11 protein-coding genes are annotated in these 13,058 nt (G+C 69.3%); 3 read left to right on the top strand and 8 right to left on the bottom strand.

Annotated elements, in window-relative coordinates; all coding sequences use genetic code 11:
* Positions 1-63: 63 nt before the first annotated feature.
* The 5 genes from ACZ6TD_RS16375 to ACZ6TD_RS16355 form a co-directional block, all read right to left on the bottom strand.
* Positions 64-795 carry a DUF7873 family protein gene (locus ACZ6TD_RS16375; protein ID WP_471354684.1) on the bottom strand — a complete coding sequence of 244 codons (732 nt, stop codon included), beginning with the start codon at positions 793-795 and terminating at the stop codon, positions 64-66.
* A complete protein-coding gene (locus tag ACZ6TD_RS16370) occupies positions 729-1,709 on the bottom strand; it encodes a YhjD/YihY/BrkB family envelope integrity protein (protein ID WP_471354682.1) in 981 nt (326 codons plus the stop codon). The genes ACZ6TD_RS16375 and ACZ6TD_RS16370 overlap by 67 nt, the downstream gene beginning before the upstream one ends.
* Before the next feature lie 17 nt (positions 1,710-1,726).
* A complete protein-coding gene (locus ACZ6TD_RS16365; RefSeq protein WP_471354680.1) occupies positions 1,727-3,127 on the bottom strand; it encodes a hypothetical protein in 1,401 nt (466 codons plus the stop codon).
* A gap of 225 nt (positions 3,128-3,352) precedes the next feature.
* Complete coding sequence (locus ACZ6TD_RS16360) at positions 3,353-3,619, bottom strand: hypothetical protein (protein ID WP_471354679.1); 267 nt, start codon at positions 3,617-3,619, stop codon at positions 3,353-3,355.
* On the bottom strand, positions 3,616-3,777 hold the full coding sequence (locus ACZ6TD_RS16355) for a hypothetical protein (RefSeq protein WP_471354677.1): 162 nt from the start codon (positions 3,775-3,777) through the stop codon (positions 3,616-3,618). Before ACZ6TD_RS16355 ends, ACZ6TD_RS16360 begins: the two co-directional genes overlap by 4 nt.
* Positions 3,778-4,152: 375 nt before the next feature.
* On the opposite strand from ACZ6TD_RS16355, the gene ACZ6TD_RS16350 reads away from it, so the two are divergent.
* Positions 4,153-4,974: a helix-turn-helix domain-containing protein gene (locus ACZ6TD_RS16350; protein ID WP_471354675.1), complete on the top strand. Its 822-nt coding sequence runs from the start codon at positions 4,153-4,155 to the stop codon at positions 4,972-4,974.
* A complete protein-coding gene (locus tag ACZ6TD_RS16345) occupies positions 4,974-5,198 on the top strand; it encodes a DUF397 domain-containing protein (RefSeq protein ID WP_471354673.1) in 225 nt (74 codons plus the stop codon). The genes ACZ6TD_RS16350 and ACZ6TD_RS16345 overlap by 1 nt, the downstream gene beginning before the upstream one ends.
* 630 nt (positions 5,199-5,828) lie before the next feature.
* On the opposite strand, the gene ACZ6TD_RS16340 is transcribed toward ACZ6TD_RS16345, so the two are convergent.
* Complete coding sequence (locus ACZ6TD_RS16340; protein WP_471354671.1) at positions 5,829-6,188, bottom strand: hypothetical protein; 360 nt, start codon at positions 6,186-6,188, stop codon at positions 5,829-5,831.
* Between the two features lies 1 nt (position 6,189).
* Positions 6,190-11,382 carry a DUF6531 domain-containing protein gene (locus tag ACZ6TD_RS16335; RefSeq protein ID WP_471354669.1) on the bottom strand — a complete coding sequence of 1,731 codons (5,193 nt, stop codon included), beginning with the start codon at positions 11,380-11,382 and terminating at the stop codon, positions 6,190-6,192.
* 422 nt (positions 11,383-11,804) lie between these two features.
* On the opposite strand from ACZ6TD_RS16335, the gene ACZ6TD_RS16330 reads away from it, so the two are divergent.
* On the top strand, positions 11,805-12,371 hold the full coding sequence (locus tag ACZ6TD_RS16330; protein ID WP_471354667.1) for a Uma2 family endonuclease: 567 nt from the start codon (positions 11,805-11,807) through the stop codon (positions 12,369-12,371).
* A 31-nt stretch (positions 12,372-12,402) separates the two neighbouring features.
* Here ACZ6TD_RS16330 and ACZ6TD_RS16325 read toward each other — a convergent pair whose 3' ends face one another.
* On the bottom strand, positions 12,403-13,029 hold the full coding sequence (locus ACZ6TD_RS16325) for a TetR/AcrR family transcriptional regulator (RefSeq protein WP_471354664.1): 627 nt from the start codon (positions 13,027-13,029) through the stop codon (positions 12,403-12,405).
* Between the last annotated feature and the right edge of the window lie 29 nt (positions 13,030-13,058).

The raw sequence follows: 13,058 nt of genomic DNA, 5'->3' as shown, positions 1-13,058 counted from the left end.
CAGCTTGCGCTCCTCGCGCACCCCGCACCGCCGCTTGACCCGGCGGCCGGGGAGTCCATGACGCTACCCGAACAGGTAGCCGAAGACCACCTCACCCACGCGCTGATCGGTGACGTCGACGCCGTTGGCCTCCTCGCGGGCGTACTTGACCGCCTGCTGGAGCTTCTCCACCCGGTCGAGCACCTCATTGACGCGCCGCGCCGGGAGGGCGCCGGAGAACTTCACGGTCGTCCAGTAGCCGACCGGGATGTCCTCGTAGTACACCTCGACCTGCGCCGGGTGCTTCTCCGTGGCCTCCGCCTTCACGTGGTTCCTGGGCACCTTCTTGGTGCGGACGGTCCGCACGGCCTCGGTCTTCCAGCAGTCCGTCGACGGGTCGAGCGACCACGACTCGGCGGCGTCCAGGGTCGGCAGCCTGCGGATGAAGGTGGCGAGATCCGTCAGCTGCTTCTCCAGGAACAGCAGATACGAGACCGGCACATCACGCAGCAGCGTGCGCCCGTCGACCTCGATGTCCGCGCGGGCCTCGCAGTTGGTCCAGTCCTTCGTGGCGGTCACATCGAACAGCCGGGTCAGCGTCGTCGCGGTCTCCCGGAGGACGTCCTCCGCCTTCACCTGCACCCGCGTCGACTCGGGCGGCAACTGCTCGCCCTCCTCGTCCTTCGGCTGGTACGTCCGGGAAATCCCCGCCAGCAGCACCGGCTTGTCCAGCCGGCGCTGGGACGCCGTCAGGTCCGCTTGCGTCTTGGACTTGACGCCCTTCTCCACTGCGATGATCTGATTGAGTTTCGCCACGTGAGGGACGCTAGCAGGGCGGAACGCCCGCCCTCGAACGATATTCGAGGCGGCCTTAAGGGGCGCTGAGGCGGCCTTAAAGGGCGCCTCCGTCCTCGCGGCGGGCGGATGGTCCGTGCGTACCAGGCCGACGAGGCCACCGCAGGCCCGGCCGCGAGACCGGTCACGGCGATGAGGAAGACGACGATCAGCCAGGTCAGAAGGGTGAAGACGGGGCCGAGCGGGCCGAAGTCGGCGAGGCTGCGGGCCATGGCCACGGGCATGAGCAGCCGGGAGAGGTAACCCAGCAGGACGGTTCCCACGCCGGCGAGCACGGCGCCCGGCAGCAGGTGCGTCCAGGTGACGCGGCCGCTCAGCAGGAGGTGCTGGGTCCACCACCACAGCAGAACGGCCGACAGCAGGGACAGCGCGAGTCCGGAGACGACGCCCGTGCCGAACCCCTTGCGCACCGGCGCCTGGATGAGGAGCACCGCGAGCCAGACGAGCAGCCACAGCAGCCAGCGCCACGCCGTGACGCGCACGGCCGCCCTGGGCAGCCCCCAGCACCGTTCGCAGATCGCCTGGAGCGCCCTGCTGAACGCCGTCGCGGACACCAGGGCGACCAGCAGTCCGACCGCCCCCGAGGTGTTCTTGGCCGTTCCCCGGGTGGTGAACGTACGGCGTACCTCGTCGAGGACGTCACCGCGCACGCCCACCACCGAGCGCAGGGAGTCGGCCAGGAGGTTCTGCAGCGTGTCGGGGACGAAGGCCGCCACCGCCATCAGCAGGGGGAGGGCGGTGAGGAACGCCTGGGCCGCCAGCCGGGTGGCGGCTTCCAGCACGTTCACCGCCACCAGCCGCTCCAGGGACCGGGCGGCCGGGCCACCGCCGATCGCGGTCGTGATGGCCTCCCACAGCGTCCGCAGCGCCCTCATGGCCTGCCGCCCGGCCGTCAGGGACCGCCGGGACGGCCGTCGGCCGGGGGGCCGGGGGCGGCGGGGCCGCCCGCAGCGGGGCTGCCCGTCGCGGGACCGTTCGCCGCTGGGCCGGACGCCGCTGGGCCGGACGCCCCGGCGAGGACGCCGAGCAGCGCCAGGGCCCCCACGATGATGCCGAGGACGAGCCCGACGGACGCCGGGGTGGGGTGGTTCCACAGCAACAGGGCCAGTGCGCCGCCCGTGATCACCACGCCGGTGGTCCAGGCCCGATGGGTGTCCAGCCAGCGGCCGAAGCCCCCGGTGCGGGCCCCGACGCGGGCCAGGCCCCGGCCGATGGCGCCGGTGCCGCGCGCCGCGGCCGAGCGGACGACGCGGGCCCCGCGCCCGGGGCCGTACAGATACGCGGCGAGTGCGGTGACGATCGCGACGACGAGGAGGGTGCGGGTGCTTTCGCGCAGGAAGCGTACGAGCGTGTCGAAGATGAAGGCCGCCGGGCCCCGGGGCAGGGTCGTGGGCGGGACGGAGTCCAGGTAGCCGCCGCGCACCACGGCCAGACCGACCAGCAACGCGGCCATCATCACCGCCGTGCCGACCCCGGAGGCCAGCAGCGTGATCCGATGCGCGGGGGAGACCCACACGGCGAGTGCGGCGAGCACGATCGTCACGGCGGGCAGCCAGGTGCCGAGGATGTCGAGGAGACGCATCGCGCCTTGTGCCTCGTCCAGCTTGTCCGTCCGCACCAGCGTGAACTGCCGGTCGATGTGGGGAAACTTGGCGGCCTTCTCGTAGCCCGCCCGGACCAGGCGCTGTTTGACGTTGTCGACGAGGGTGCCGATGTCCAGGACGATCGCGTTCCCGCGGGCCTGGACCGCGCTGGTGCCCTCACCGGTGAGGACCTTGACGACGGCGGCGTGGGCGCTGCGGTTGGCCGCGTCCCACACCAACGGGAACTGTTCGCTGGTGATCGCCTTGTGGACCACGTGGTGCACGGCGTTGGTGAGGGCGCTCTCCAGCGGCCCGCCGAGCATCCGGGTGCCGTTCACGACGACGGTCGGGGCTCCGGTCTTGTCCAGGTTCCTGGCCAGGTGGGCGGTGATGGCGGGCACGTCGACCCGGTCGACCACGCGTCTGGTGAGCCGGTTGGTGACGGCGGACTGGACACCGGGGTTCCTGGCGATCGGGGCGACGGTCTGGACGTACCGGTGAGGGTCGGTGATCTCTTCGTGCAGCCAGGTGGCGACGACGGCGAGCGGGGAGAGCAGCACCGCCAGGACGAGCAGCACACACGCGCCCGCGTGGCGAAGCCGCCGGTGGTGTACGGCCGCCGCCCCGCGCAGCCGCTCGTACTCCCGTCGTTCGCTCCCGCTCAGCGGATGGGGCTCGGCGGGGCCGGAGGCGTCGGCGGACGGATCCATGGGTCCTCCCTCGCGCGGGACGGAGGGAAGCGCGCGCCGTCGGGGAGCGGCGGGCGGCGCATCTCCTCGATCCGCGGTCCGAGGTTCTGGAAACGCGGCGACGGGCCGTTTCGATTCACGGTCGGGAGCCGGGAGCCGACGTGGTGGCGAGCCCGGCGCGGGGTGCGGCGACCAGGGCTGACCACCGTCAGGACGGCGGCGGGGCGCGCACCGCACCGAGCATGGTTACGGCGCGTGCGGGTGTTGCGCGCCGCCCTCCCCGTCCGCCGGGAAACGGAGGGCCCCGGCGTCGGCCGTCCACTCGACGCCGCCTCGCTCCGGCCGGAGGAACGCGACGCGATCGCTGCTCATCCGGTGGTCGAAGCACAATTCGGCGACGCTGTGCACCGCCTGCAGCACGCCGGTACGGCCACTGGCCGGGTCGTACGCCACCTGGCCGGGGGCGGGCACTGGACGGGTGCCGGGCTGTGGCTGACCGAGCTGGTGGTTCATACGGCTCGTCCTTCGGGCTGGCGGGGGATGCGGACGGTGTGGGCGGGGTGGCGTCGGCGCAGTACCTCGTAGTCGGTGGCCTTGCTGTGGTCACCGGCTTGTTTGGCCTGTTCGCGCAGTGCCGCGTAGTGGCGGCAGGTGGGGCAGGTGTCGTTCAACGGTCACTCTCTGTGGGTGTGGATGCGGGTGTGGGTGTGGGTGTGGGCGGCTGTTGGCGCCGTGCGAGGTCTTCGGGGAGCGCCCCGCAGAAGAGGACGTACGGGGTCCCTCCCGCCGGTGGCTCGGCCGGGCACGCCGAACTCCAGCCACGTCGCCGCGCCACTTCCCGCATCTCGCGGGTGACCCGGTCCGCGACGCGATGTCGGGTGGATTCGGTGATGTGTTCGGAGGGAAACACCATGGGGGGTTCTTCCTGACCTGGATGTGTCTTGCGAGCTTTAATCACTCTGTGTACTCCCAGCGTTGCCCTGCGGGGCCGCGCGCAACAGGGACCGGGGCACACCAAGAGGCTTGGGGTGAGGGGAGAACCACAGGTGAGCGAGGTCAAGGAAGGCCAGGAACCATCCAGCGGGGCGGCGTTCCTCGGAGCCGAGGTACGGACCTGGCGGTTACGGGCGGAGCTGAGCCAGCGGGACTTGGGCTTGAAGGCCAACTACGGACAGCAATATGTGGCCAAGGTGGAGGCGGGCGAGCGCTTGGCCAGCCCCGAGTTCGCCGACGCGTGCGACCGGGTCTTCGGCACGCCGGGCACGTTCGCGCGCCTGCGGAGGCGGGCCAGCCAGCACGGCTATCCGGACTGGTTCGTGCCGTACGTGCAGCTGGAGCGGCAGGCGACGGGCATCTCGAACTATTCGGCGGCGCTGGTCATGGGCATGCTCCAGACGCCCGAGTACGCGCGGGAGGTCTTCCGGGCCGCGCATCCCCGGGCGAGCGTCAACGAAATCGACGCGAAGATCGAGCGACGGCTGCGGAGGCGTGAGGTGATGGGGAAGGACGCGCCTCCGCTGCTCTGGTGTGTCTTGAACGAGGCTTGCCTACGCACTGCGGTGGGCGGCCCAGAGGTCATGGCCGCACAGCTCGCTTACCTCCTGAAGGAGGCGGAGTCTCCGCACCTCACCCTTCAGGTACTACCGTTCGCGGTGGGGGCATCCCCAGCGGCAGAGAGTTTCACGGTCCTGACCTTCAACGAAGGGCCCAATGTCGCCTACGCGGACACGGCGATTGCAGGCCAGCTCATCGATTCACCGGAAGCGGTGGCAAACGCGACAGCTACCTACGACCGACTGCGGGCTGCGGCTCTGCATCCCGAACAGTCACTGTCCATGATCCGTAGCGCGATGGAGGAATACACCTGATGAGGATTGCCCTCGACCTGTCCCGTGCTGAGTGGGTCAAGTCCAGCTATAGCAACGGCAATGAAGGTGAGTGCGTGGAGTTCGCACCCGACATAGCCGCCACTGCCGGTGTCGTCCCCGTCCGCGACAGCAAGCACCCGGCAGGCCCCGCCCTCGTCTTCCCCGTGGAGGCGTGGACTTCGTTCACGAGCGCCGTGCGCAACGGAGAGTTCCCGACGCCCTGAGGCGCCGCACCGAGCGGCCTCGTCGTCCTCGCACCTACACGAGAGCAACGGGGCCGCGCCCCATGCCACCTTCCATGCGTTAAGGGCGGTCGTGTTGTCGGCGTGGGGCATGTCGAAGATCCAGCCTCTTAGGTCTACCCCACGAAGCCGTAAGGAAGTAGATCCACCACACCGGGTTGATGAAATTGAACCAGTTCTTTCTGCTCTTCAGGTGCTTTTCCCAGTAGGCATCCTGTTCTTCTACTGAGCCAGTGAGTTCGGCCGGGCAGTAGCCAAAAGTCGGAACAAGGTCCCGTACGGTGGGTGGCCGCCACAGGTGGAGAACGTAGACCATCCAAGCGCCATGCGATGCCGAAAGCCCGGAAGGTCTCACATCGACTCGTGCGCCGTGGCAGCAGACTTCTACCCCTCTTGACGCAAGGCCGTTTCGCATGGAGCGCAGTGCTTCGAACACGTTGTCGCCTGTGGCTGTGGCTTCAACGCCATGAGGTGATTCCAGGCGCAAGTGCCATGGACCGTCTCCCTCGACCGCCATCTTCCACCGCAGCTCCTGCCCTTCGCGCCGCGCATAGAGTGGAATTTCTTCGCTCATGCCGCGAGGCATCCGCGGTTCGAACGCCTTGGTTGCGCTCATTCAATGCCGCGCAGAGGGCCAAACTTGGATGGTGTGCGGGGCCCTCCTAGGTCTTCGTGCCATTCGCAGTGGGTGCCCTGGACGTAAAATTCTCCACCGTTTAGCAAGAAGATGTTCCCCTTATCCTGGAGGGCGGTACCCAGTTGTAGGAAGTCGCGAGCCTCCGGGATTTCCATTCTGTCGATGGACAGACTTTCGAAGCTGTTGCTGACATGCATCAAGTTGACATTGGAGAAGAGGATGTCGATGCGGGACTCCGTGCCTTCGACGTTGACGCTGCGCAGTAGGAGTTGAGAGTAACTGACCGTGTAATGCCAGAGCCGAAAATTGCGGTTCCACTCTGCTAGTCTCTCCATTTTAATTCCTTCCTCCGAGGAATGGTGGATGCTTGACGTCGGCAATCGTGCCTTTATGGTAAAACGTTATGGAATCCCATGGTCGATTCCCTCTTTTTACCGAGTCTCCAAGTATTGCCATCTCGCGTTCGGTCGTGTACCAGTTATCGCCCTTCCCTCGCATGTATGCGGCTTCGTAGAGTTCATTTACGTCGTCCGTTAGCTGTTCCTTCTTTCCGCGAAACCCGTCCATGACTACGTGTATGCGAACGTGTGGTTTTTCGTGTGCGACATCGCGAACAGATGCTAGGGCCCCGTCTCGGGTTTGGTCCAGGAAGTGTGTGTAATTTCTCGAATTGGCCCAATTCTCTAGATCTCCCTCCGTTCGAGTGCCGAGAGCAACGTTATTCGGGCATGGGGACAAGCCAAGGAGGTCGGTCCAGGTGTGGGGGTTGTGTACATAGGTCGCCGGGTTGGGGGCCGGGGATAGGCCCAGGGGGTCCGGGGTGAGATAGCGGGCGGTGTGGGGGTCGTAGTAGCGGTGATGGTTGTAGTGGAGGCCGGTTTCCGGGTCGAAGTACTGGCCGGGGAAGCGGAGCGGGGTGTACGCCGTGCTGTCGGCGGCCCAGGTCGTGGTGCCCCAGAGGGTGGAGCGGGTGTGCCAGGCGATGGTGCCTGATTCGTCGACGAGTTCGGTGGGGGTGCCGACCAGGTCGGTGACGATCGCGAAGAAGCGGGCGTCGATCTCGCGTTGGGTGGTGGCTTCGGTGACGCGTTCGGTCTGGGTTATGGGGCGGAGGCCGTCATGGTCCCAGGTGAGGGTGACCGGGTGGGGGAGGTCTGCGGCGGTGGTGGTCTGTTCTATGAGAAGGGGGCCGTCCCAGGTGAAATCCGTTTGCTCCAGGACGGTTTCGCCGTCGGCCGCGAGGCGTTGTTTGGCGGTGCGGCGGCCGAAGGGGTCGTACAGGTAGCGCCAGACCGTGCCGTCGGGGGTGGTGACCGACACCAGGCGGTCTTCGGTGTCCCAGGTGTAGCGCCAGGTGTCGGGCTTCCTCGACAGGCGGGTCTTCTGGCGGAGGGTGAGGCGGCCCGCCGCGTCGTGTTCGTAGCGGACCGAGCCCGCGCCGGTGATGCGCGTGCCGGTGTAGCTGCGAGGGCCTGTCGCCTCCTGGGCGGGTTGTGTGCTCGGCCAGGTCGCGTGGGTTTGGTTGCCCGCCTCGTCGTAGGCGTAGGTCTCGGCCCAGCTGTCGGCGTGGACGGCCGTCACCCGGCCTGTCGCGTCCAGATCGAAGGCGCGTCGGCCCGTTAAGCGGTCGTCCACCGCGATCAGGTGGCCGTCGGCTCGATAGTTGTACGTCCGGTGGTGGATGCCGCCGGATGTGCCGGTCAGCGATTGCGTGGTCAGGCGGCCGAGCGGGTCCCACGTATGGGTGAGGGTGAGGGCGTCGCCGATGCGGCGCGTGGTCTCGCGGCCCGCCGCGTCGTGTGCCGAGGCGAGGATGTGGTTCCCGGCGGTCAGGGCGGTGCGGTTGCCCGCCGTGTCATAGGCGTACGTCGTGACGGCACCGGTGGGCGTGGTGCGGCGGATGCGGCGGCCCAGGGGGTCGTAGGCGTGCGCCAGGACACGGCCGTTCACCGTTTCTGACGTCACCCGGCCCAGGCGGTCACGTTGGTAGACAACCTCCGCGTCCGGGCCGGCGGCCGAGGTCAGGAGCCCGACGGGGTCGTAGGTGAAGGTTGTGGTGCGGTCGTCGGACGTCTTGCGCATCAGGCGGCCGAGTACGTCGTGCTCATAGGTGACGGTCCGGCCCAGGGGGTCGGTCCGGGCGGTGAGATGGCCCGCCGCGTCGTATGCGTACCGAACGCGACGGCCGTCGAAGTCCGTCTCCGCTGTCAGGCGGCCCGCCGGGTCGTACTCGTAACTCCACGTCAGGCCCTGCGGGTTGGTGACCTTCGTCAGTCGGAGCGCCGCGTCGTGCTCGAACTCGTAGCGGACCCCGTCCGGGCCCGTGCGGGCGGACAGCAGGTCGAAGTGCGTGTACTCGTACACCGTCGTGCCGCCGACGGGGTCGGTATGAGAGAGGCAGTTGCCCTCGCCGTCGTACGTCCAGGACTCCGCCGAACCGTCCGGCCCGGTGCGGCGCAGGAGTTTGCCCTCCGGGCTCCAGTCGTAGCGGGTCACCGCGCCCAGCGGGTCCGTCTCGGCCACGACGCGGCCGAACGCGTCCCGCTGGTAGGAGGTCGTGGCTCCCAGCGGGTCGGTGATCTCGACCGGGAGCCCGGCCCCGTCGCAGCGCACCCGGGTCGTCGCGCCCAGCGGATCGGTGACGGCCAGCAGACCTCCGCGTGGGTCGTAGAGGTAGTGGGTGGTGGCGGCGAGTGGGTCGGTGAGGGTGGTGCGGTTGCCCGCCGCGTCGAAGGTCTGCCGCCACACCGCGCCGCCCGGATCGGTGATCCGCACAGGGTTGCCCTGTGCGTCGAGCACCGCGCTGATCTCGCTGCCGTCCGGCCGGATGACGGACGTCAGATGCCCGTGTTCGTCGTAGCGGAAGCCGGTCGTGCGGCCCAGCGGGTCGGTCTCGGCGACCGTACGGCCGGCCTGGTCGTACACCGTGCGGCTGACCGCGCCCGCCGCGTCGATCTCCCCGACGACCTGGTGCGCCTCGTCGACCAGATAGCGGGTGACCGCACCGTCCGGTGAGGTCAGGGTCGTGACCTTCCATCCCGGGAAGTCCGGGTCTACCCCCTCGTAGCCGATGCGGAAGGTGGAGTGGCCGCCCTCCCCGCCCTCGGCGACGACCCGGTCCCGCTCGTCGTAGGCGTAGGAGTACCAGCGGTTGTTGGTGTCGGTCCAGGACGTGACCCGCCCGGCCCGGTCGTAGGCGAAACGCAGCGGCAGGCCCGAGGAGCCCGTGACCTCGGTGAGATGGCCGTCGGTGTAGCCGTAGCCCATCACCCGTACGTCCCCCACCCACAGGCCGGTGATCCGCTCGTTCTCCGACGTCAACCGCAGCCGGTAGCCACCGCTGTGCAGGATCTCGAGGGGTGTGCCGGAGGGGTCGTAGGCGAAGGTGACGCGGTTGCCGTTGCGATCGGCGATCTCCCGCAGAAGCGCAAGCGCCTCGTCGCGGTGCGGGGTGAAGGTGCGTATGAGCCCGGCATCCGGGTCGGTGAGGGTGTACGTACCGCCGTCCGCCGTCCGTGCCAGCGGCCACCGCGGACCCTCCGCGGGCATGACCGCGGCGCCGCCCGGCACCGGATGCGGATAGGCCAGCAGCAGACCGTCCTCGGTGAAGAGGACCACGCCCTGCTCGTCGAACTCCAGTCGCTGGTCGGCCGTTGAGGCCCAGGTCGGGCCGAACCACCGCCCGGCGCGGTATCCGGAGTCCACCCGGCGGGAGAACACCAGCGGCAGCACACCCGGCAGCGCCACATCCGTCTGCGGCAGGAACATCCGCCCGGTCGCCAGGTCCACCGGATCGGTGCGCCCGTGCCGCACCCGGTCCCAGGTACGGGAGAACGCCCCCCGGCCACGGCTCCGGAGCGCGCCGCGCGCCCATTGCGTCGCCTCACGCGCCGCCAGTCTGGCTCCCAGGCGTGAGGCGATCGGGGCCAGGGCGCGCGGGGCGAGGCCCATCAGCAGGGTCTCCGCCAGTCCTCCGCCCATGGCGAGCTCCAGCGGCAGCGCGTAGGGCATGGCGAACATGGCGAGGGTGAGGAGGAGGGGAAGGCCGGTCTCGAGGAGCTTTTCCAGGAGGAAGCGGTCGGTGCCCAGGATGTCGTAACCGGCGAGCGGCGCCTCGCCGTCCGCGATGGCCGACCAGCGGGACAGCAGCAGGACGCCGACGATGAGCGAGCCCGCGCAGACGGCGACGCGGAACTGGACCAGGGCGACGGTCTCGCCCAGGGGAGACGCGCTCGCGGCCCGGTAGCCGCGTACGGCGGAGATCAGGCGCCACAGGGTCAGGGCCAGCCCGGCCAGGCCGACGCCGACCAGAATGCGCAGCCCGGTGCCCCCGGTGAAGTACTCCTGCGGATCCTTCGTGGACGGGAAGGAGCCCACCGCCAGATACAGCAGGGAGGGGACGGCCAGCAGCAGGCTGAGCACCAGAAGGACTTTCTCGTGCCGTGGCCAGCGGGGGCGCTGCTCACGGGCCCGGCGCCACAGCCGCGTCAAGGTCACGCCACGCCATGCCTCCTGGCTGTGGGTGGCGTCCATGCGGTGGGTCTGCTCGACGACCGACGCGCGCAGCGGCTCCAGCTTCTCCGCGCGGGTACGGGGGTGCGCCGTGGCGTACAGCAGCGCTCGGCGCTGCCGGGCGTAGCCCAGGGCGATGATCCAAGTGGCCGGAAGGCGCAGCAGGGCATACCCGGAGAGGGCTTCGAGGGCGGCCTGGCCCTGGCGTTCGGCCGCCAGCGCGACGTCAGGCGCGCGGCGCCGGCCCAGGCGGGACCGGCGCAGATCCCAGATCCACGCGGCGGCGAGGCACCCCAGGATGATCCACAGCCCCCACTCCCCGGCCAGCCGCTCCCGCCACTCCATCGCCGTGTCGTCGCCCTGGAAGACCGCGGCGTAATTGGTCACCCAGTGGATCGCCACCGCCCCGGCCAGCGGCACCAGCGCCGCGACCCGGGTCAGCACGCGGGCACCACACCACAGCAAGCCCACCGCCAGCCCGGCCAGCGCGCTGGTGAAGATGTGCGCCTCGTAGGGGAGTACCGGCCCTCCGGCCCCGACGGTGCCGGTCGGTGCGGGAAACCAACTGCCGAGGATCTGCCCGAGGCCGGGAACGTACGGGTGGTCGACCAGCCCCTTCGCGATCACCCAGCCTCCCTCGTCCGAGGGAGTGGCCTTGCCCGCGGACTCGGCGTACATCAGAAGGTTTTCCAGCAGACCGAATCCGGCCCCGGCCGCCCCGCCCAGCACCACGAAGTCCGCCAGACCCCACTGCATCCGCCCGCGCAGCGCCCACCCCGCGACCAGGAGCGGCGCGATCTTGATCAGCTCCTCCACCACCGGAGCCGTCGTCCACGACACCACGTCCATGACGGCCGACAGCGAGGTCTCCCGCGCGGTGGCCAACTGCCGTGCCACCACGAGCTCCAGCACCATCGAGAGCACACCGCAGCCGTACGCGCCCACCCCGAAGGCGAGCAGCACCGTCGGCCACCGCACCGTCCGCACCGGCCAGGACAGCAACAACAGCTGCAGCACAGCCCATATCGATGTCGCAGCCATCCAGAACGCCACGCCCCGTGCCCCCTCAACGTTGCCGGTGATCCGTCACGCTAAGTCGAACAGCGGTCACCTACAAGGGAGTTCATGGGCATGTCGCCCATGGATCCGCGCTCTGTGCGGGCCCTCGGCGTGTCCGCGCGTCCGACGCTCACTGGTGCCGGGACGGGCGGGTGCTTCCGCTTCTGGACCGCGCTTCGGGATGACCAGTCCCTCGCGGGCGCTGCCACCGACGCACGTCGAAGACGTGGAGATCTTCACGCGTGAACCGTGACGGGACGGGGGATGCGGGCCGGCGGGTCCCTGCGCCGGGGGCCGTGAGTCCCGAGCAGGGGGCGCCTGCTCCGGTACGCTGAGCGCGGCAGTGCTATGCCCGTCGCGCGGGTTCAGGGAGGTGAGTCATGGCCGCCGAGATGGTCGCTCCGGCGTGGATGCACGAGCAGATCACGGCTGAGCAGTACGACTCCTGGTCCGAGGAGCAGTGCGCGGGCATTGAGATCGTGGACGGGATGGTCGTGGTGAGCCCCAGCGCGTCGAAGCGGCACAACCGTCTGGCTCGGATCCTCGCCAACGCACTGGAAGACGCCGCAGGCCCTGACTGGAACGCCGATACGGACTTCGATGTCCGGCTTCAGGATGTGCCGCTCACCAATCGTCGTCCGGACGTGGTCGTGTATCGCGCGGAAACGATCGACGTCACGCCCACCCGTCCCGAGCATGTGCTGCTGGTCGCCGAGGTCGTGTCGCCCGGTTCGGAGACCACCGACCGCATTGTGAAGGTGGACCAGTACGCCAAGGCGGGCATCGCCTTCTACTGGCGGATCGAGCAGGCGGCCACCGGTGTCCCGCTCGTCTACACCTACGTCCTCGACCCCGCGACCAAGACCTACCGGGAGGCAGACGTGTTCACCGGTGTGGTGAAGGTCGCGGCTCCGTTTCCGGTGCGGGTCGATCTCGGTCAGCTCTGACGGCTCAGCGCACCGCGTAGTCGCCCAAGGCTCAGCGCACCGCGTAGTCGCCCAGGGACGGCTCCAGCAGGTCGAAGACCTTCTCGGCTGAGCGGGTCGCCGCCGTGGCGATTTCCTCGTCGGGGCGGCCTGCGCGGGTGAGGGCCTGGACGTGGTGGAACAGGGTGCGGTGGGCGGCGGTGAGGAGGGAGGCGGCGGCTCGGGGGGTGGGGTCCTCGGGGGTGGCCGCTGTATCGGTGGTGAGTACGTCCACCAGGGCTTCCTCGCGTTGGTCGTGCAGTTCGCGGAGGCGCGCGGTCAGGGTCGGGCTGTCGGCGAGCATGCGGGCGAACTCCGGGCTGGAGAAGCCCACGACGGGGTCGTGACGTTCGACCGCGGCCAGATATGCGCGGCGCAGCGCGGTCAGGGCCGATTCGCCGGTCAGGCGGCCCGCGACCGTCCGGGCCAGGGCGGTGGTGATGGTCTCGTGGTAGTCGAGGGCCAGGTCTTCCTTGCGTGGGAAGTAGTTCGTGACCGTCATCTTGGCCACCTGGGCGGCCGTCGCGATCTCGGCGATGGTCACCGCCTCGAAGCCGCGCTCCATGAAGAGCCGGGTCGCGGTGTCGGAGATCATCTGGCGCGTCTGCCGCTTCTTCAGCTCACGCAGTCCTGCTGTCATGGCCCCATCCTCGCATGGGCGATGCTAAG

This window comes from Streptomyces yongxingensis (genome assembly GCF_055597465.1).
The sequence above is the reverse complement of the archived record's forward strand: the minus strand, read 5'-3'. Positions and strand labels throughout refer to the sequence as shown.

Coding starts and splice junctions, on each gene's coding strand:
- ACZ6TD_RS16340 (WP_471354671.1), bottom strand. CDS start 6,188: ATGGAGAGACTAGCAGAGTGGAACCGCAATTTTCGGCTCTGGCATTAC.
- ACZ6TD_RS16370 (WP_471354682.1), bottom strand. CDS start 1,709: ATGAGGGCGCTGCGGACGCTGTGGGAGGCCATCACGACCGCGATCGGC.
- ACZ6TD_RS16330 (WP_471354667.1), top strand. CDS start 11,805: ATGGCCGCCGAGATGGTCGCTCCGGCGTGGATGCACGAGCAGATCACG.
- ACZ6TD_RS16325 (WP_471354664.1), bottom strand. CDS start 13,029: ATGACAGCAGGACTGCGTGAGCTGAAGAAGCGGCAGACGCGCCAGATG.
- ACZ6TD_RS16360 (WP_471354679.1), bottom strand. CDS start 3,619: ATGAACCACCAGCTCGGTCAGCCACAGCCCGGCACCCGTCCAGTGCCC.
- ACZ6TD_RS16345 (WP_471354673.1), top strand. CDS start 4,974: ATGAGGATTGCCCTCGACCTGTCCCGTGCTGAGTGGGTCAAGTCCAGC.
- ACZ6TD_RS16365 (WP_471354680.1), bottom strand. CDS start 3,127: ATGGATCCGTCCGCCGACGCCTCCGGCCCCGCCGAGCCCCATCCGCTG.